A 20308-nucleotide genomic window follows, 5' to 3' on the forward strand; every position below is an offset into this window, starting at 1 on the left:
GCCCCAGCCAGAGCGGTCATCCGCAAGACTGGCAACCCTGGTCGAACCGGGAAATACCGCGAAAGACTCGCGGCGCTTCCCGGTTGTGTGCTCCCAGTGCAATACCGGCGGTTTAATGGGACAACTTCTTCAACCCACGCTTGCTGATTCTGCCGTCATAGTCGGGGCTAGCGACGTTGTCCATTTGTTGCAGCAGGTTGGAGCGGTTGAAGACCTCCCTCGCCAGGTGGGTGAGTTGGTCCCGATGAGGGTTACCTGTCAACGGGCGCTGGGCCCTGGCATTGAGATCGGCGACCTTGATGTCTTTGCTCCAGAAACTGCCTTTGAGCTGATTGAAATTCTTCAGCATGTCCTTGGCGAGTTGTTCATCGTCCTTGTACTTCAAGGGGTTGTCAGAGCGGATGACGTCATAGATGTTTTGACGGCTGATCTGAGCATCCAGCCCCCCCGTACGACCATCACGGTCAAGCGCTTTGAGCAGGTCCGGACGCTTCATGATTTCCCTGGCCAGCCGGATGTCCTGATTCTTGTGCGGGTACTTTGTCAGGGGTGTTTCAGCCTTTGCTTTCAACCCCTGCGGCGTAATGTAGTCCGGGTTTTTCGGATCGTTGAACGCCTTGAAATTATCCAGAAGTTGCTGGGCCAACTGATCATGGCTGCGCTTTGAATAGATCGGATCGGGTTGCTGCGGGAACGGCCTTGGCGGCGGGCTCCCAGGGAGCGGGGGCCTGCCCCCCCGGGCAGCATCGGCCTGTACGCCGGCGGCGCCTTGTGCCATCGGCTGCGCAGCCGCAAACACCGGCCCAGACTTGCTCTCTGGCCCGCTGAAACTAGGCCCCTTGGCGGCTGGCCCGGCGGCCGACGCCGCAGCGCCCGTGGTGTTGGCCTCGGCCTCGTGACGCATGGCGTCATTCGGTAGATTGACGACAGGCTGATTGAACGCAGGTACCGACATAATGTTCTCCAGTGCGGCTTGTTGACACGATGTACCTCACCGTCCGAAGCACCCAGGCGATAAATTGATCACCGGATGTCTGTGCACAGTGGGCTAATTGTGTCTGTGGCGGACTGGGGGAGTTCGGTTCCGGAAAGCGACGAAAATCGCCTAAAAAAGGTAGGAAGCCCGCCAACGTCCCCTTCAACCTCGGCTGAAGGATCGTAAGGAGCAAGAGAAAGGCCAAGAGGAAAAGCGCGTGGAAGGGCGTCAGCAGCGACGCCCCCCATCAATAGAAAAATCGTCGCCGGCAGGCGACGATTCCCCGTCAGAACCCCACGCTCGCCTGTACAAAGAAGGTGCGTGGCTCACCCAGGTAAATCCCGGCGTTGTTGTCGCTGGAACGGGTGAAGTGCTGCTGGTCAAACACGTTTTTCACCCCAACACCCAACTTCAGGTTCGACAGTTGCGGGCCGAAGTCATAGCCACTGCGCACATTGACGGAAACATACCCCGGGATATCCCCGTACTGGCCGTCGGCGGTCGGTTCGGTGATATAGGTGTTGGTGGTGCCTGGCGCGCGCTGGCCGGACTGGGCATACGCGTCCAGGTTATGGGTCCAGTGATTGACGGCATAACGCAGCCCCAGGGTCGCCACTTGCCGGGAGTACAACGGCAGGTCACGGCCCTTGAACGCCACATCACCTTCAGCGGTCGCCTTGGTGTAGGTAAAGCCGGCATTGGCACTCAGGCCCTCCAGACGTGGGTCGAGGTCGGCCAGGTCGTAATGGGCCGAAGCTTCGATACCCGTGTGTTTGGTCGCGCCCAGGTTGGTCCAGCCCACGTCATTGCTGACGTATTGCAACTCATCGGAGAAGTCGATGTAAAACAGCGTCACTTCGCCGCCCCAGACGTTGTCGTTGTAGCGGGTGCCGATCTCGTAGGTCTTGGCCTTTTCCGGTTGCAGGCCGTTGGCCGTCTGGTCGCCATTTCCGCCCTGGCCCAGCTGGAAATACTGCAGGCTGCCGAAGGATGTTTCATAGTTGGCGAACAGCTTCCAGGCATCGGACACGTGGTACATCACGCTCAGCGCCGGCAACGGTTCGTTGTTCTTGATCGCGCGGTGCTTCTCCTGGGTGCGGGAACCATTGAGCGCCACCACCGGGCGGTCATGCCATTGGGTGCGGATGCTTTCAAAGCGGATACCGGGGGTAATCGTCCACTTGCCCACGTCGATCTTGTCATCAATATAGAAAGCGTTGGCCTCGGTGCCACCGGTGCGGTCCTGGTACACATGGCCGTCACTCTGGCCACCCGGCGTCGGCACGTTGTTGATCAGGTTGAGACTGGTGGCCTGCTCGTGCATGCCCTCTTTCAAGTAGCGATAGCCGATACTGGCTTCCTGGGTGGTCGGGCCCAGCTCGAACACATGGGACACCCGTGGCTCGATGCCGAACGTGTAGTAGGTCCGCGGGTAGGAGCTGAGGGTTTTCAGGTCACGGTTGGCGATGTTGCTGCCCCGGAAACTGTCGGAATAATAGGTCAGCACTTCGGCCTGGGTGCGGTCGTCGATCTGGCGGATGTACTTGAAGGACACATCCTTGCGCCGGCCGCTGAAGTTGTCCCAGTCGCGCACCGACTGGTAAGGGTTGGCGTCGAACTGCTTCTGGGTCAGGCCGCCGGGCATATCGGCGCTGGCGTCGTAGTAATGGAAATTGAGGGTGAAATCGTCTTGATCGGTCGGCGCCCAGTGGGTCTTGAGGATCACATCGTCAATGTCGTTCCCGTTGTTGCTGTCGCGATAACCGTTGCCATTGACCCCGGAATACAGGAGCGCCATGCCAATGCCGTTGTCTGCGGTGCCGCCGATAAATGCGTTGTCGACATGTTTCCAGCCGCCATGGGACGAGGTCTGCAGGGTGGTGCCGACCTCACCGGAAAAGGTCTCGGGGATCGCCCGGGTCACGAAGTTGATCACGCCGCCGACGTTCTGTGGGCCATACCGCACGGAACCGGCGCCGCGTACCACGTCGATGCTCTCCAGGTTACCGGCGGAAATCGGTGCCATCGACAACTGGGGCTGGCCATAGGGTGCGAACGCCGCAGGAATGCCGTCGATCAACACTGTGGAGCGCGGCGACAAGCGCGATGTCAGACCGCGTACGCCGACGTTGAGGGAAATATCGCTGCCACCGGTACCGTTGGATTCCTGCACCTGCACCCCAGGCACCCGGCGCAGCACGTCACCGACGTTCATCGCGCCCTGCTCTACCATAGCCTCGCGCCGGATCACGGTACGCGCACCGGGATGGTTCTGCACCACTTCGGCGTTGGCATCGCCCAGCCAGTCGCCCACCACCTGGATCGCGGTCGCGCCAAGTTCCAGGGGTGAACCGGCTTCACCGGTGCCAGTGGCGAGGGGATGCAATGTCACCGAGCCCGAGTCGATCTGGTAGTCCAGGCCGCTGCCTTGCAGCAACTGGCGCAGGGCCTGCTCCGGCGACAGGTTGCCATCGACGGCCGGGGCTTGTTTGCCGGCCACCATCTGCGGGCTGAAAAACACTTGCAGTGAGGTTTGCTGGCCCAATTGGCTCAGTGCCGCCCCCAGTGGCTGGGCCTTGATGTGGATGGCATCGTCGGCATAGGCCGCAGTACTGATCGCCAGGGCCAGGGCCAATGGCGCCCAGCGGGCAGTTTTATTGTTGTTCGCAGCGAGTTTTGTCACGTCGTAATCCCAAGAAAGCGCGGCTGTTAATGCAAACCAGTTGCAGTTGGACAAGAAGACGAAGAACTCGGAAAAAACCTGAACCTAGCGTGAAATTATTTCCTGGCTACCGTCGGGCAGCGTGCGCAGGGCCACCGGCAGAATGTGCGGCAGGGCCTTGAGCAAGGCATCGGTGTCATCAGATTTGAACACGCTGGTCAGGCGCAGCTCGCTGGCGGCAGCGCTGACCCGCAAGGGTTTTTCGCGGTAGCGCGAGACTTCCCGGGCCACCTCGGCCAGGCTGGCATCGTTGAACACCAGCTTGCCGGTCTGCCAGGCCAGCAGTGCCTGGGCGTTGACCGGGCGGGCCGCCGCGACCGCGCCCTGACGGTCGATCGAGGTACCGAGGCCGGCGGTCAGGGTGACCGCTGGCTGGGCAGCCTGCCCTTGTACCTTGACCGTTCCGGCCTCGACCACCACGCGGGTCTGGTCATCGTCGCGGCGCACGTCAAACCGGGTCCCGGTGACCGTCACCTGCCCTGCCCCGGCCTGCACCACAAAAGGCCGGTGGGTGTCGTGCTCAACGCTGAACAGCGCTTCACCCTGCTTGAGTTCGATCCCACGCCGGCCCTTTTCGTAATGCACCGCCACCACGCTACGGCTGTTGAGGTCCATCAGCGAGCCATCCGGCAACGCCACCTGTCGACGCTCGCCCAACCCGGTGCTGAATTGCGCCTCATAGCCGCGCGGGTGGTCCAGGCCACTGAACAACCCAAGGCCGACGGCCACCGCCAACACGCTGGCCGCCATGGCATAGCCCACGGCCCCGCGACGCTTGCGCGGCACAGGCGTATCGAGCAGGGCCTGCAAACGCACCTTGGGCAGCAGGTCGGCGGCGCTCCACAGCCCCTGCAGCACCTCGAACTCATACTGGTGCGCGGGATGCTCCCTACACCAACTGTCAAAAAGACCCTGCTCCTCAACGCTCAGGGGCGGGTCCTGCAGACGCACAAACCACTGCGCCGCCTCGTCGCGCACCGTTGCGCTGCCACAGGCACACTCGCGGGTATCCATCATGGAAGGTCCTGTTTCAAAGCGGGCATTGGTCATGGGGCCAGCGCATCCAGGCGCTCGCGCAGATGCCGCAGGGTGCGGATCATATACTTTTCCACCATGTTTTTAGAAAGCCCCAGGCGCTCGGCGATTTCCTGTTGGGTCATGCCTTCGATTTTTTGCCAGATGAAAATCCTGCGGCAATTGAGGGGCAATTCGGCCAGGGCCCGCTCGATGGAGTCCGCCAACTGGACGGCGTGCATGAAATGCTCCGGGTCGCCACTGTGCGGCGCACTCTGGTCAAGACCTTGCAGTTCCAGTGCTTCGCGCCGGTCTGCACGCCGATAGGCGTCCACCGCAATATTGCGCGCCGTCTGGTGCAAATAGGCACGCGGCTGCTCGACCCGCGCCGACTTGGACTCCAATACCCGCACAAACGTATCGTGGGCCAGGTCCTCGGCCTGCTGGCGATTGCGCAAGCGACGCGTCCAGGTCCCGACCAACTCTTCGTAGTACGCGAAAAAGCCTGGTCTGCGGGGCGGCTGGGGAGTCATCGACGGTGCACTGGGTAGGCGGGGCGTGAATAGTAATGCTTCCTATTAATGGGAGCAATTACTGACCGTCGCCTCCCCCTCTCTAGACCAACCGCTTAATCTGCTTATGCCGCCACACCAACCGGTAATACGCCGTCTGCAACCCCAGCATCACCAGGTAAGTCACCGGAAACGCCATCCACACCCCTTCCAGGCCAAAGCGGGCATTGAGCAGGTACGCCACCGGCAGCTCCACACCCAGCACGCAGAAGATCGAGATCGCCACCGGCATCAACACCACGCCACTGGCGCGCATGATGCCGCCAATCACTGCCTGGAAGCCGAACACCAGAATGCTCCAGAGCATGATGTGCAGCAGGTGTTCGGCCTGGACCCGCGCCTGATCATCGGTGATGAACAGGCCCAGTAGCCAGTGGGACAAGGCGTAGCCCAGCACGATCAGGCCTCCGGTCAGGCACAGGTTGATCGCAAGCCCGGTGCGCAGGATCGGCCCGATGCGTTCCAGGCGCCCGGCGCCAATGGCCTGGGCGCCGAGGATCGAGGCGGTGATGGCGATCGACAGCGCCGGGAACTGCACATAGTTGACGATCTGCGTCACCGCGCCATACGCCGCCGTGGCCTGGGAGCCGTGGCCGTTGACCAGTGCCAGGATCACCAGCTCCGACAACGACAGCACCACCATCTGCAAGCCGGTGGGCAGGCCGATGCGCAGGACTTTGCCGAGGATCGCCCGGTCCAGGCGCAAGGCCGCCAGTAATGCGCGGTCCGGCGCCATCACATGGTTTTTATGGCGCAGGCGCAGCACCAGAAACAGCATGGCCACGGCGTTGGCCACCAGGCCGGCATAGGCCGCGCTCTGGATGCCCATGGGCGCCAGCCCCAGCCAGCCGCGGATCAGGGCCGGGGTCAGCACCAGGCCGACCACCGTTGAAACCATCAGCGCCAGCAACGGCGACACCGTATCGCTCACGCCTCGCAGCAATTGGGTGTAGAGGATGAACACCAGCAGCAACGGCATGATCAGCATCATCACCTGGGCATAGCCGACGGCGTCGTCCAGCACATCCAGCGGCGTGCCCAGCGCGTGCATGGCCGGGCGGGCGAACAGGCTGCCGAGCACGGCGGCGAGAACTCCGATCAACGCCCCCAGGGTCAGGGTCGCGCCGGTGATGACCTTGACCAGTGCGGTTTCCCCCGCGCCCCAGGCCTGGCCGATCAGCACCGAGGCGCCCGCCCCCAGGCCAATCACCAGGGCGATAAAAAAGAACACGATGGGAAACATCCCCGACACCGCCGCCAGCGCCTGGGTGCCGAGCATCTGCCCGACATAAATGCCATTGAGGGTGCCGGAAAAACTCTGGAGGAAGTTGGACAGCACCATCGGCGCAAGAAAGAACAGGTACACCTGCCACAACGGGCGTTGCAAAGGGTTCTGCATGAAAAGCGGGGCCTCGGAATGACACAGCGACCGAGGGGTTATAGCGTATTGGATCCGATCATGCAGTGTTTTAAACCGCTACCCACCTATCCCAGCATTTCCCGAAGCCGGTACCACACCATGCCCAGCGCCAGTAACGGCGAGCGTAAAGCCTTGCCGCCGGGAAAGGTCATGTGCGGCACCCGGCTGAAGGTGTCCAGGCCCTGGCTGACACCTGCGTGGATCCCCTCGGCCAGCAGCCGTGCGCACCAGTGCGTGACGTTAAGCCCATGCCCGGAATAGCCCTGGGCGTAAAACACGTTGGGGTACTGCTGCAACCGCCCAACCTGGGGAAAGCGATTGGCGGTAATCCCGATCTTGCCGCCCCATTGGAAGTCGATGGCGGTGTTGGCCAGTTGCGGGAACACCTTGAGCATCTTCGGCCGCATGTACGCGGCGATATCGACCGGGTCACGGCCCGAATAATGACAGGCGCCACCGAACAACAGCCGACGGTCGGCGGAAAGCCGGTAGTAATCCAGGCCGACTTTCTGGTCGCACAGCGCCAGGTTCTGCGGGATCAGCTCGTCGGCGAGCGCAGCCGGCAACGGTTCGGTGGCGATGATATAGCTGCCGGCCGGCAGCACCTTGCCACTCAGGCGCGGCTCCAGTTCGTCGAGGTGCGCATTGCACGCCAACACCAGGCTACCAGCCCGCACGCTGCCGCCGGCGCAGCGCACCTGCACGGTGTCGCCATGGATCAATTGCAGCACCGCGCTGTGCTCGAAAATCCGCACACCCAGCGCCTCGGCCACACGGGCCTCGCCCAACACCAGGTTCAGCGGATGCAAGTGGCCCGAGCCCATGTCCACCAAGCCCCCGGCGTACAGTTGAGAGCCGACCACCTGCGCCATATCCTGCGCCGCCACCAGGCGGGTTTCAGGCTGGTAACCCAGGGCCGCGAGGCTTTCCTGCTCCCCCTTGAACGCAGCAAATTGCGCCGGTGTATTGGCTAACTCGCAAAAGCCCCAGCGCAGGTCGCAGTCGATCCCATGCTCCCGGATGCGCTCACCGACCAACGCTACCGAGTCGATCCCGGCCCGTTGCAGGTAACGCACGCCCTCCTCGCCCACATGCCGGGCAAAACCCGAGACGTCATGGCCGATCCCCCGGATCAACTGCCCGCCATTGCGCCCGCTGGCGCCCCAGCCGATGCGCCGGGCTTCCAGGAGGATCACCGACAGGCCGCGCTGGGCCAGCTCAATCGCGGTGTTGACGCCGGTAAAGCCGCCGCCGATCACACACACATCAGCGCTCAGGTCCTCGGCCAGCGCCGCGCGCTGGGGCATGGCATTGGCCGACGCCAGGTAATAGGAACGGGCATGGTCTTGGGACTGATTCATCGGTTGGACTTCACTTTGCTCCAGGCCCGGGTCATCACACGCATGATGGCCGGGCTGGGGGTGGTGGAAATGTACAGCTTGTCGAGCACGTCCTGGGGCGGGTACACCTCGGGGTTATTCACCAGTTCCGGCGCCATGAAAGTCTTCGCCGCCAGGTTGGCGTTGGCGTAGCCGACATAGGTGCTGATCTTGGCGATGACTTCGGGGTCCAGCAGGTCGTTGATAAACGCGTGGGCCTGTTTCGGGTTGGTGGCGTCTGCGGGAATCGCCAGCAAGTCGAACCACAGGTTGCTGCCCTCCTTGGGAATTGCATAGGCGATGTTCACGCCATTCTTGGCTTCCTTGGCGCGGTTGGCGGCCTGGAACACATCGCCGGAGTAACCGAAGGCCACGCAGATATCGCCATTGGCCAGGTCCGAGATGTATTTGGAGGAATGGAAATAGGTGATGTACGGGCGCAGGGTCAGCAGCTTGGCCTCGGCCTTGGCATAATCGCCGGCCGTCTCGCTGCGCGGGTCCATGCCCATATAGTTGAGGATCGCCGGGAATGCTTCATCTGCCGAATCGAGGAACGCCACCCCGCATTGCTGCAGTTTCTTCAGGTTCTCGGGCTCGAACATCACCGCCCACGAATCAATGTGGTCGATGCCCAGCACTTGCTTGACCTTGTCGACGTTATAGCCGATGCCATTGGTGCCCCACAGGTAGGGCACCGCATGGGCATTGCCAGGGTCGTTCTGCTCCAGCAGCTTGAGCAACTTGGGGTCCAGGTTCGGGTAGTTGGGCAGTTGCGCGCGGTCCAATTCAAGGAACGCCCCGGCCTTTACCTGGCGCCCCAGGAAGTGATTGGACGGCACCACCACGTCATACCCGGTACGCCCCGCCAGCAGCTTGCCCTCCAGGGTTTCATTGGAGTCGAACACGTCGTAGACCACCTTGATTCCCGTCTTGGCCTGGAAGTCGGCCAGGGTGGTCTCGCCGATGTAGTCAGTCCAGTTGTAGACACTGACCGTCGGCGCGGCATGGCTGGCGCTGCTGAACACTGCGGCGAGGGCCAGTGGGAGGAGCTGTTTGACGAGACGCATATCGACACCTTTTTTTATGGTTGATGGTGGAGTCAGACACTTAGCAACAGGAACTCACGCTCCCAGGAGCTGATCACCCGCTTGAAATTCTCATGCTCGGCGCGTTTCACCGCGACATACCCGCGCACGAACTTGTCCCCCAGGTACTGCTTGACCGTGTCGCAGGCCTCCATGCGCGCCAGGGCATCTTCGATGGTGATCGGCAGGCGCAGGTTGCGCCGCTCATAGGCGCGGCCTTCCACCGGGGCGCTCGGTTCGATCTTCTCGATCATCCCCAGGTAGCCGCACAACAGGCTGGCGGCGATGGCCAGGTAGGGGTTGGCATCGGCCCCCGGCAGGCGGTTTTCGACGCGCATCGCCTCGGGGCTGGAGGTCGGCACGCGCAGGCCGACGGTGCGGTTTTCTTCGCCCCACTCCACGTTGACCGGGGCCGAGGTGTCGGGCAGGAAGCGGCGGAACGAGTTGACGTTGGGCGCAAACATCGGCAGCAGCATCGGGATGTATTTCTGCAAGCCGCCAATGTGCTGCAAGAACAGCGGGCTCATCTGCCCGTCGGCGTCGACAAATACCGGCTTGCCGGTGGCGATCTCCACCACGCTCTGGTGCAGGTGCATGGCGCTGCCCGGCTCGTCGGCCACCGGCTTGGCCATAAAGGTCGCGGCCACATTGTGCTTGAGCGCCGCTTCACGCAGGGTGCGCTTGAATACGGTGATCTGGTCGGCCAGGTCGAGGGCGTCGCCGTGACGGAAGTTGATTTCCATCTGCGCCGGGCCGTCTTCATGGATCAGCGTGTCGAGGTCCAGGCCCTGGGCTTCGCACCAGTCATAGACATCTTCAAACAGCGGGTCGAACTCGTTGGCCGCGTCGATGGAAAACGACTGGCGCCCGGTCTCGGCACGCCCGGACCGTCCCACCGGGGTTTTCAGCGGCAGGTCCGGGTCTTCGCAGCGCTGGGTCAGGTAAAACTCCATTTCCGGCGCGACAATCGGCTGCCAGCCCTGGTCGGTATACAGCTGCAGGACTTTTTTCAACACATTGCGCGGCGACAACTCAATGGGGTTGCCCTGCTTGTCGAAAGTGTCGTGGATCACAATGGCGGTGGGCTCGATGGCCCACGGCACCACGTAGGTGGCGTTGGCCACCGGGCGGCAGATCATGTCGATATCGGCCGGGTCCAGCAGGTCGTAGTAGATATCGTCGTCGACAAAATCCCCGGTTACCGTTTGCAGCAACACACTTTCCGGCAGGCGCATGCCGCGCTCATGCAGGAACTTGTTGGTGGGCGCAATCTTGCCGCGGGCAATGCCCGTCAGGTCGCTGATCACGCATTCGACTTCGGTAATCTTGTGTTCTTTCAGCCAGGTGGACAGCTGATCGAAAGGGGCATTCATAAAGACCTCGGCATGGGTTGGGTGCTGCGCCGACTTGTACTCCCGGCGCATTGAGGTCTATCTTGGGCCAGCCTTACCCAGGCATCTATCCACTTTGCACGACCCACAACGCACCAATAGAGTGCGCACGGATCACCCATGACACAGGCAACAGCTTTGCGCGTACAGGCCTTCACCACCGGTGATGTGGCCGCCCAATGCAGTGCGACACCCGGTTGGGTACAGCAGTACCAGCAGATGTCCCCGGGGCATTTTGCCGGGCAGATCCGCTACCTCGACCTGCAGGGAGTGCAGGTGTACGAAGAGTGCATGAACACCCGCGTCGAGCAGCACTTCAACGCGCCGCCAGGCGCCCTGGCGTTCTGTTTCGACGGCAGCGACAACGCGCTGTACCTGCTCAATGGCGAAAGCCGCAACACCTGGATCACCCCGGAAAACTACCGGGAAGTGGCCGTGGTGTTCGGCCCGCAGTTCGTGCAACGCCATGGCCTGGATGTGGCCAGACTCGAAGGCCTGTTCATGGCGCCGTTGACCTGCCAACAGAACGCGCTGTTCAGCCGCTGGCTCAGTGGCACCCTGACGCGCTTGTCCAGTGAGATCGACCCGATCAGCCGCGACGCCCTCACCCGACAACTGCTCGACGATTGCCTGTTTATCCTCGACAACGCCTGCGTGTGCCTGGACCGCTACTCATTGCAGCGGCGCAGTGAAGAACGCCGGCTGATGGCGCGCATCGGCGCGTGGGCGGCGGATGCGCCGGATGAGACCGTCAACCTGCTGCAACTGGCGCAGATTGCCGGCGTGCCGTTGCGCCAGTTGCAACAGGGCTTCAAGACCTACACCGGGATGAGCCCGGCGCAGTGGTTGCGCCTGCGCCGGTTGAACGGCGCACGGCGCGAGTTGTTGAGCTGCGACCAGACCACGGTGGCCGAGGTGGCGATGAATTGGTCGTTCTGGCATCTGGGGCGGTTTTCCAATAGCTACCGCGCGTTGTTCAAGGAACTGCCCAGCGAAACCCTCAAGCGTCATGGTTGATACACGGTCAACCCTGTGGGAGCGGGCTTGCTCGCGAAAGCGGTGTGTCAGGCAATGAATGTCTGACTGACCCACCGTATTCGCGAGCAACCCGCTCCCACATTTGATTGCTATCAGGCTTGAGATTTGAGGAAGAGACTCAGCAACTGATTCACTTGCTCCGCCGCCTCCAACTGCACCATATGCCCCTGCCCTGGCAAGACCTCCACCTGGGCCTGCAACCCCTGGGCATGCCGTACCGGGATAATGGCGTCGTCACTGCCCCAGATCACCAGGCTCGGCTGCTGCCCCACCACCGAACGCAGATCAAGCATCTGTCGCCCGCCGTCGAACAGCTTGGCATTGAGTTGACGCAACGCCTGATCAACCCCCTCCAGGCGCTTGAACTTGAGCATGTCCTCCAGCATCTGCCGCGTGACCAGCGCCGGGTCGCTGAACAGTTGCACCAGTTGCGGCTTGAGCGCGTTGCGGTTATTGGCCTCGGTGAATCCCTGCAGGTAATCACCGTTGATATCCGCCCCCAGGCCGGCGCTGGCGATCAATACCAGGGAGGCGACCCGCTGCGGTGCCTGGCGCGCCACCGTCAGCGAAACCAATCCGCCCATGGAATGCCCGGCCAGGTGCACCCGGTCGAGCTTGAGGTGATCGAGCAAGGCCAGCACCGCCTGGCTCAATTCCTCGGCATCGCCACTGTGCAAGTGCTTGCCCGACTCGCCATGCCCCGGCAAGTCGAGGGCGATCACTCGGCGCTCGGCGGCCAGGGCCGGATGGTTGAACAGCCAGTTGTTCAAGTCGCCGCCAAACCCGTGGATCAGCACCAGCGGTAGGCCGCCCTCGCCAAGGTCGAGGTAGCGCAGCAGGCGCCCGCCCAGCTCGACTTTCTGCGCACTCGGCCCCGACGCCTGCGCCTCGGCGCTGCTGGAGACAAAGCCGGCATTGAAGCTGTCGATCACGCCGTCGATTTCTGCCTCGGTGGCGTCACCCTCCACCACAATCCCCAGTAATGCACCCACCGGTAAGGTCTCATCGCTCTGCGCCAGCACTCGGCGTAACACCCCACTGAACGGCGCCTCGACACTGCTGGAGATCTTGTCGGTCTCCACGTCGAGCACTTCCTCGCCCTTCTCTACCCGGTCGCCCGGCTGCTTGAGCCAGACATCGACCCGGCCTTCAGTCATCGACAGCCCCCACTTGGGCATGGTCAAGGTATGGATCATGCCGCAGTCCTCTTGTCAGCGATCTTGCGCACCGCAGCCTCGATCTTCGCCGCGTCGGGGATGTACAGGTCTTCCAGGGCATCGGAAAACGGCACCGGCGTATGCGGCGCGGTGACCATCTCAATCGGCGCACGCAGGAAGGAAAACCCACGCTGGGCCACCAGGGCGCTGATATCCGTGGCAATCGAGCAGCGTGGGTTGGACTCGTCGATCACCACCAGGCGCCCGGTTTTTTCCACGCTTTCAAGGATGCTGTCTTCATCCAGCGGGCTGGTGGTGCGCAGGTCCAGCACTTCGCAGTCGATACCCTGGCGCGCCAGGTTGGCCGCAGCTTCCAGGGCCACATGCACCATGCGCCCGTAGGTCACCAGGGTCACGTCGTTGCCTTCGCGCACAAAGTTGGCCTCGCCGAAGGGCACGGTATACAGCTCCTCCGGTACTTCGCCTTGCAGGCTATAGAGCATCTTGTGCTCAAGGAAAATCACCGGGTCGTTGTCGCGGATCGCCTGGATCAGCATGCCCTTGGCGTCATAGGGCGTGGCCGGGCACACCACCTTCAGGCCGGGGATGTGCGTCCACATCGAGGTGAGCATCTGCGAATGCTGGGCCGCAGCGCGCAGGCCGGCGCCGTACATGGCGCGCACCACCAGGGGCGTGGTGGTCTTGCCACCGAACATGTAGCGAAACTTGGCGGCCTGGTTGAGCAACTGGTCGAGGCAGCAGCCGATAAAGTCGACGAACATCAACTCGCACACCGGGCGCATGCCCCGGGTGGCGGCGCCGACGGCCATGCCCACGTAACCGACTTCGGACAGCGGCGCATCCAGCACGCGGTCAGGGAACTCCGGGTACAGGCCCTTGGTGACGCCCAGCACGCCGCCCCAGGCATCCTGCTCGCCAGGGGCGCCGGTGCCGCCGGACACATCCTGGCCGATGATAAAGACGCTCTGGTCGCGGCGCATTTCCTGGGCCAGGGCTTCGTTGATTGCCTGCTGATAACTGATTTTGCGAGCCATGAAATTCTCTCCGGGTCTTGTTGTTATGAGCGGTAGGCGACGTAGACATCGCTGAGCAGGTCGGCGGCCTGGGGCTTGGGATCGGACTTGGCCAGGCGCACGGCGTCGTCGATCAACTGCGCGACTTCGGCGTCGATGCGCTCGAACTGCGCCGCCTGCAACCAGCCTTCGGCACTGCAGCGCTGGCGAAACAGCGCTAGGCAATCCTGGGTTTCGCGCAGGTTTTTCACTTCATCGCGGCCGCGATAGGTTTGCGCATCGCCCTCAAAGTGGCCGTAAAAGCGGTGCAGCTTGACCTCGACCAGGGTCGGCCCCTGGCCCTGGCGCGCCCGCGCCACCGCCACGCCCAGCGCTGCGTGGACGGCAAAGAAATCATTGCCATCGACAATCACCCCCGGCATGCCAAAACCCACGGCACGCTCGGCAATGTCCTTGCACGCCACCGACCAGCCGGAACCGGTGGCTTCGGCATAACCATTGTTTTCGGCGACGAACAGGCACGGCAGTTTCATGATCGCGGCCAGGTTCATCGCCTCGAACACCGCGCCCTCGTTGGAACCGCCGTCGCCAAAAAACGCCACGGCCACGCCCTGGCTGCCCTTGAGCTTGGACGCCAGGGCCGCGCCGGCCGCCAGCGGCGCACCGGCGCCGACAATGCCGTTGGCGCCGAGCATGCCCTTCTCCTGGTCGGCTATGTGCATGGAGCCCCCCTTGCCACCGCATACCCCGGTCTTCTTGCCGTAGATCTCGGCCATCATGCCGAACACATCCACGCCCTTGGCGATGCAATGGCCGTGGCCACGGTGGTTGGAGGCGATGCAATCTTCATCGTTGAGGTGGGCCATGACCCCGGCGGCGCAGGCCTCCTGGCCGGCATACAGGTGCACGAAGCCGGGGATCTCGCCGGTGGCGAATTCCACATGCAGGCGCTCTTCGAAATCACGGATGGTGCGCATCACGGTGTAGGCATGCAGCAGTTGATCGGTGGACAGGTGAGTGGACATCTTGTTGTTCTCCAGGTTGTCTCGACACACAAAAGGCTGGCTGTGGCCAGCTGCAACCTGTTCAGCACAGCCTGTGCCAAGGCCCGCTAAAACCTGGCAAAGCCTTGACCCAGAGCAGTGCCGTGCGGTTGTGCCGGTGCGGCATGCCACCGCACAATGAGACGGCGCATTGCAGCGTGCAGGTTGCGTCTCAGGCAGGATGAGACGCTGCGTCTCAAGGCGGGCAGTTGGTCAGGCCGCCCTTGTCCCCCTGCGCCCCTGGGCGCTTAATGGCGGGCATAACAACAAAGATCGAGAACCGGAGGCCTTATGCTCGCCGCGAACTCCAGAGAACACGTCGACTGCGTCAGTCGCGTGGTCCGCAATGCCGAGCGCCTGCCCCAGGCGCCGGTGCCGTCGCTGATTTTCGATTCATGGCGCCGCTCCATGGAGCAGCACCACCTCGATCCCGGCTCGCTGCAGGGGCCACGGATCCTCACCGAGCCGCTGCTCAAGGAATGCCGCGAACGTGCCGAACTGTTCATGCGCATTGCCAGCGAGCAAGTCAGCCAGTTGCACCACCGCGTGCGCCACGCCGACTACTGCGTGATGCTCACCGATGCCCAGGGCCAGACCATCGACCACCGGGTAGACGCGGCCATCCGCAGCGACTGTCGCAAGGCCGGCTTGTACCTGGGTACCTGCTGGTCGGAAGCCGAAGAAGGCACCTGCGGCGTGGCCACGGTGCTGACCAGCCAGGCGGCGGTGACGGTGCACAAGCGCGATCACTTCCGCGCCGCCTTTATCAACCTGACCTGCTCCGCCGCACCGATCTTCGACCCCCAGGGCAACCTGCTGGGGGTGATGGACGCCTCGGCGCTGCAATCCCCGGATGACCGCCGCAGCCAGCACCTGGTGCGGCAGATGGTGGCGCAGAGCGCCCAGGCCATCGAAAACGCCTTCTTCATGCACAGCGCTGCGCGGCACTGGGTACTGCAGGCCCACAGCACCCCGGGTTATGTCGACAGCCAACCCGACCTGCTGCTGGCCTGGGACCAGGATGGACGCCTGCAAGCCTTGAACAGCAAGGCACGCCAGGCACTGCGCCGGCGTTTTGGCCAGATGCCAGTGCATATCGGCGAGGTGTTCGACCTCGATGCCCTACGCGCGGTGACCGATCAATCGGTCCAGCAACTGCAGTGGCGCGGCGAAGCCGGGGTGCTCCATGTGCGACTCAACACGCCGCAACGCCAACCGGCGCGGGCGGCGCCCAACCCCCAGGTCGACCCACGGGTGGAAGAACACCTGCGCCTGGCGGTGCGCGTCAAGGACCGCAACCTGCCGGTGCTGGTGCAGGGTGAAACCGGGGCTGGCAAGGAAGTTTTTGCCCGCCAGCTGCACGCCCGCAGCGCACGCCGCGACGCACCATTCGTGGCGGTGAACTGTGCGGCGATCCCGGAAAACCTGATCGAAAGCGAGCTGTTCGGCTACGTCGCCGGGGCCTTTACCGGCGCGTCCAGCAAGGGCATGACCGGGCTGTTGCAGCAGGCCCATGGCGGCACGCTGTTCCTCGATGAAATCGGCGATATGCCCCTGGCCCTGCAGACCCGCTTGCTGCGGGTGATGGCCGAAGGTGAAGTGGCGCCGCTGGGTGCGGCGAAAACCCGCGCGGTGGATATTCAGGTGATCTGCGCCAGCCACCGTGACCTGGCGAGCCTGGTCAGTGAGGGGCGTTTCCGTGAAGATCTGTACTTTCGCCTGGGCTGCGCCCGCGTCACCCTGCCGCCCCTGCGCGAGCGCACCGACAAACTGGCCTTGATCAACCGGCTGCTGGAGCAGGAAGCGCGCAGCAGCGGGGTCACGGTCGGCATCGGCCAGGCTGCGCTGGAGCGGCTGCTGGGCTACGCCTGGCCGGGTAATGTGCGGCAACTGCGCCATGTGCTGGCGTATGCCTGTGCGGTGTGTGACGGCGGCACGATCCAGTTGGCGGACTTGCCGCTGGAGGTGCGTGGTGAACGGCTGGAGGTCGAGGTCGAGCACAGTATGAGCCCGGAGCGGCAGGTGCTGCTGGATGCGCTGGTACGCCATCGCTGGAAGCCATTGCCAGCGGCGCAGGCACTGGGGATTTCCCGCGCGACCCTGTATCGCCGGGTCAAGCAGTTGGGCATTGATATGCCGGGTAAACACCCCTGACACAATGCAATCCAAATGTGGGAACGGGCTTGCTCGCGAAAGCGGTGTGTCAGGTAGCTTGCTTGTTACTGATACACCGCTTTCGCGAGCAAGCCCGCTCCCACATTTTTACCGAGTCGAGTCTGGGGTTTAGCGGTAGACGAGGCCGCCATCGATCAGCGGCGCCTGGCCGGTCATGTAGTCCGAATCCGGGCCGGCCAGGTAGGCCACCAGGCCCGCCACATCCTCCGGTGTTTCTGCACGGCCCAGGGCAATGCCATCCACGTACTTCTTATATGTTGCCCCCACTTGCGCGCCGGTAATCTCGGCCATGCGCTTGTCGATCTCGACCCACATATCGGTGCCCACCACGCCTGGGCAATAGGCATTCACCGTCACCCCGGCGCTTGCCAGTTCCTTGGCCGCTGCCTGGGTCAGGGCACGCACGGCAAACTTGGTCGCCGAGTACACCCCCAGCAGTGCAAAGCCTTCGTGCCCGGCAATCGAGCAGGCATTGATGATCTTGCCCTTCTGCTTGAGTGCCTTGAACTTATTGCCCGCCGCCTGGATGCCCCACAACACGCCCTGTACGTTGATACCCAGAGTGCGTTCGACCTGTTCCGGGGTCACGTCCAGCAGCGAATCAATCTGCGCCACCCCGGCGTTATTGACGATGATGTCAAAGCCACCCAGGGTCTGGTGCGCATGCTCGACCGCCGCGACCACCTGCTCGCGCTTGGACACGTCGGCGGTAAACACCGAGGCCTTGCGCCCGAGTGCCACGACCTCGGCCGCCACGGCTTCGAGCTTGGCGCTATTGATATCGACCAGGGCGATATCCGCCCCGTCCCGCGCCAGGCGCAGGGCGATGGCCCGGCCAATGCCCTGCCCGGCGCCGGTCACCAGTGCAACTTTTCCAGCGATACCCATGATGATCTCCTGCAACGATAAGCGAAGCCTTGTCTATCGCAGGTGCGGGGTCACGCTGTCGAGGCCCGGATGAATTGGCGCAGGGCTTGAGACGCAACGTCTCAAGTAGCCGGGCTGAGGCGAGTACTTGTAAAGACGCGCACTTATGCCTAGCTTATGCGCCCCCGCCCCGCGCTTTAAGGCCTTGCCCCCATGGTTTTGCGTTTTCGCCCCGTCGTCACCTCACATTTGGCCCTCGGCCTGCTGCTCAGCGGCGGCATCGGCAACAGCCTGGCGGCTGAGCTGGAACTGCCGGCGCTGAACATCCAGGGCCAGGATGAGTCCGGTTATCGTGCGCAAAGCGCGTCGGTCGGCGGCTTCAATGAAGCACCGCTGCTCGACACCCCGGCCTCGATCACCGTGATCAACGCCGCGCTGATCAAGGACCAGCAGGCACGCCTGCTCAGTGAAGTGCTGCGCAACGACGCCTCGGTGGGCGAAAGCTACGCGCCGATTGGCTACTACGAAAATTTCGTGGCCCGGGGTTTTTCCCTGAATGCCGCCAGCAGCTACAAGATCAACGGGCGCACCATCACCGGCGAGCAGAACGTAGCCCTGGAAAACAAGCAGCGGGTGGAGTTGCTCAAGGGCCTGGCGGGCCTGCAAAGCGGGATTTCCGAGCCCAGCGGCGTGATCAACTACGTGACCAAACGCCCGGAAGACGTGCGCTCGGTCACGGTGTCCACCGATGATCGCGGCAGCGGCTATATCGCCACCGATGTCGGCGGCTGGTTTGGCAGCGAGCAGCAATTTGGCTTGCGCGCCAACGTCGCCCATGAAGACCTCAATTCCTATGTCGAACATGCCAATGGCCAGCGGGACTTTGTATCCCTGGCCTTCGACTGGAACATCAGCCCCGACGCCGTGCTGCAACTGGATGCCGAATACCAGGACAAACAACAGCGCTCGGTGCCCGGCTACCAGTTGCTCGGCGGCACCGAAGTGCCCCATGACGCCTCGCCGAAAAAACTGCTCGGCCACCAGAGCGGCTCCAAGCAGGTGGGGATCGACTCGCTGAACCTCAACGGCAAGTTCGAGTACCGCTTCAGTGACCAGTGGAAAGGCAGCGTCAGCGCGGCCCGCAGCAAGGTGGTGATTGATGACTACAGTTCGTTTGCCTGGGGTTGCTACGGCTCCCCCAGTTGCGCCGGCGTCAAAGTGCCGAACTACTTCAGCCCGGAAGGCAACTACGACATCGCTGACTACCGCAGCCCTGACGACACCCGGCGCAATGATGAAATCCAGGCGGCCATGACCGGCCTGTTCAGCACGGCCGGCCTGAGCCACGAACTGACCTTCGGCACCAGCGCCTTCCGCCGGGTGATCGACAAGCGCAAGTCGGTCAATGAATACGTCGGCAGCGGCAATATCAATCAGGACCCGGAAACCTTCCCGCCCACCGACAAGCCCCTGAACGACAGTCACCGGCGTCTCGACAGCCGCCAGTACGGGCTGTTCGTCACCGACCGCATCAGCTTCAACGAGCAATGGCAAACCGTGCTCGGTGGCCGCGAAGTGCGCCTGGATGAAAAGTCCTTCGATCAACATGGCGTGCAGGAGCGTCACACCCAGCAGTACGAGTTCCTGCCCAACGCTGCGCTGATCTACAAGCCAGTGGAAAACATCTCGTTGTACACCAGCTACAGCAAGGGCCTGTCACTGGGCGGTGAGGCACCGTGGTATGCGAGCAATGATGGGGAAATCCTCGCGCCGACCGTCTCCCGGCAGATCGAAGCCGGGGTGAAATACGACTGGCGCCGCATCAGCTTCGCCGCCGCGGTGTTCCAGACACGCCAGGCCTACCAGTACGCCAAGCCCGACAACGCCGGAGACTTCACCTACGTGCAGCAGGGCCAGCAGAAAAACACCGGCCTGGAGCTGTCAGCCAATGGCTGGGCCACCGAGCGTCTGCAGATTGCGACCAGCGTGGCGGCGATTCGCGCCCGGGTGAGCGGCAGCGGCACGCCGCAATACGAAGGCCACCAGACGATCAACGTGCCCAAGCTGCGCGCCAGTGTATACGCCGACTACGCCCTGCCATGGGTCAACGGCCTGGCGGTACTCGGCGGCGTGCAATACAGCGCCAGCAAGAACGCCAACCGTACCGGCAATGTGGAAGTGGGGGATTATGCGCTGGTCAACATCGGCAGCCGCTACACCACCCAGGTCGACGGCTATGAAACGGTGTTCCGCCTGAGCGTCGACAACCTGTTCGACAAGCGCTACTGGCGTGATGCGGGCGAATACATGGGCGATGACTACCTGTTCCAGGGTGCGCCATTGACAGCACGCCTGAGTGCTTCCATCAACTTCTGACCTCCGACCCAATGTGAAACCTGACTTATGTGGGAGCTCCCACACAAACCAGCTCCTGC

General features: G+C 62.9%; 15 protein-coding genes. 3 read left to right on the forward strand and 12 right to left on the reverse strand.

The window, feature by feature from the left end; all coding sequences use genetic code 11:
- Positions 1-112: 112 nt before the first annotated feature.
- The 8 genes from HBR93_RS27095 to HBR93_RS24090 form a co-directional block, all read right to left on the reverse strand.
- The gene (locus tag HBR93_RS27095) at positions 113-955 is read right to left on the reverse strand and encodes a hypothetical protein (protein WP_233092104.1); all 843 of its coding nucleotides are present in this window, start codon (positions 953-955) and stop codon (positions 113-115) included.
- A gap of 307 nt (positions 956-1262) precedes the next feature.
- A complete protein-coding gene (locus HBR93_RS24060; RefSeq protein ID WP_169961228.1) occupies positions 1263-3659 on the reverse strand; it encodes a TonB-dependent receptor in 2397 nt (798 codons plus the stop codon).
- Between the two features lie 84 nt (positions 3660-3743).
- Complete coding sequence (locus HBR93_RS24065; protein ID WP_169961238.1) at positions 3744-4712, reverse strand: FecR family protein; 969 nt, start codon at positions 4710-4712, stop codon at positions 3744-3746.
- A 32-nt stretch (positions 4713-4744) separates the two neighbouring features.
- Entirely contained in the window at positions 4745-5245 is a 501-nt protein-coding gene (locus HBR93_RS24070; protein ID WP_057438495.1) for a sigma-70 family RNA polymerase sigma factor, read from the reverse strand.
- 82 nt (positions 5246-5327) lie between these two features.
- Complete coding sequence (locus tag HBR93_RS24075) at positions 5328-6683, reverse strand: MATE family efflux transporter (RefSeq protein ID WP_115128567.1); 1356 nt, start codon at positions 6681-6683, stop codon at positions 5328-5330.
- An 86-nt stretch (positions 6684-6769) separates the two neighbouring features.
- On the reverse strand, positions 6770-8065 hold the full coding sequence (locus HBR93_RS24080) for an FAD-binding oxidoreductase (RefSeq protein ID WP_115128568.1): 1296 nt from the start codon (positions 8063-8065) through the stop codon (positions 6770-6772).
- Positions 8062-9150, reverse strand: a complete 1089-nt coding sequence (locus HBR93_RS24085; RefSeq protein ID WP_169961229.1) for a polyamine ABC transporter substrate-binding protein — start codon at positions 9148-9150, stop codon at positions 8062-8064. The genes HBR93_RS24080 and HBR93_RS24085 overlap by 4 nt, the downstream gene beginning before the upstream one ends.
- A gap of 32 nt (positions 9151-9182) precedes the next feature.
- The gene (locus HBR93_RS24090) at positions 9183-10541 is read right to left on the reverse strand and encodes a glutamine synthetase family protein (RefSeq protein WP_115129415.1); all 1359 of its coding nucleotides are present in this window, start codon (positions 10539-10541) and stop codon (positions 9183-9185) included.
- A 138-nt stretch (positions 10542-10679) separates the two neighbouring features.
- Here HBR93_RS24090 and HBR93_RS24095 point away from each other — a divergent pair, with 138 nt between their 5' ends.
- Complete coding sequence (locus HBR93_RS24095) at positions 10680-11576, forward strand: helix-turn-helix domain-containing protein (RefSeq protein WP_057959073.1); 897 nt, start codon at positions 10680-10682, stop codon at positions 11574-11576.
- A gap of 113 nt (positions 11577-11689) precedes the next feature.
- Here the strand turns inward: HBR93_RS24095 and HBR93_RS24100 are convergent, their stop codons facing one another.
- From HBR93_RS24100 to HBR93_RS24110, 3 genes are read right to left on the reverse strand one after another with little or no spacing between them, the layout of a single operon-like run.
- Complete coding sequence (locus HBR93_RS24100) at positions 11690-12793, reverse strand: acetoin dehydrogenase dihydrolipoyllysine-residue acetyltransferase subunit (protein WP_169961230.1); 1104 nt, start codon at positions 12791-12793, stop codon at positions 11690-11692.
- Positions 12790-13809 carry an alpha-ketoacid dehydrogenase subunit beta gene (locus tag HBR93_RS24105; RefSeq protein WP_057438491.1) on the reverse strand — a complete coding sequence of 340 codons (1020 nt, stop codon included), beginning with the start codon at positions 13807-13809 and terminating at the stop codon, positions 12790-12792. The genes HBR93_RS24100 and HBR93_RS24105 overlap by 4 nt, the downstream gene beginning before the upstream one ends.
- Before the next feature lie 23 nt (positions 13810-13832).
- Complete coding sequence (locus tag HBR93_RS24110) at positions 13833-14813, reverse strand: thiamine pyrophosphate-dependent dehydrogenase E1 component subunit alpha (RefSeq protein ID WP_169961231.1); 981 nt, start codon at positions 14811-14813, stop codon at positions 13833-13835.
- Positions 14814-15122: 309 nt separating this feature from the next.
- On the opposite strand from HBR93_RS24110, the gene HBR93_RS24115 reads away from it, so the two are divergent.
- Complete coding sequence (locus HBR93_RS24115) at positions 15123-16985, forward strand: sigma-54-dependent Fis family transcriptional regulator (protein WP_169961232.1); 1863 nt, start codon at positions 15123-15125, stop codon at positions 16983-16985.
- A 129-nt stretch (positions 16986-17114) separates the two neighbouring features.
- Here HBR93_RS24115 and HBR93_RS24120 read toward each other — a convergent pair whose 3' ends face one another.
- Positions 17115-17894 (reverse strand): acetoin reductase, encoded by a 780-nt coding sequence (locus HBR93_RS24120; protein WP_057438489.1) that lies wholly within the window; start codon positions 17892-17894, stop codon positions 17115-17117.
- 192 nt (positions 17895-18086) lie between these two features.
- Here HBR93_RS24120 and HBR93_RS24125 point away from each other — a divergent pair, with 192 nt between their 5' ends.
- Complete coding sequence (locus HBR93_RS24125) at positions 18087-20249, forward strand: TonB-dependent siderophore receptor (RefSeq protein WP_169961233.1); 2163 nt, start codon at positions 18087-18089, stop codon at positions 20247-20249.
- Positions 20250-20308: the final 59 nt, after the last annotated feature.

This window comes from Pseudomonas sp. WS 5411 (genome assembly GCF_012985595.1).
GTDB lineage: Bacteria > Pseudomonadota > Gammaproteobacteria > Pseudomonadales > Pseudomonadaceae > Aquipseudomonas > Aquipseudomonas shahriarae.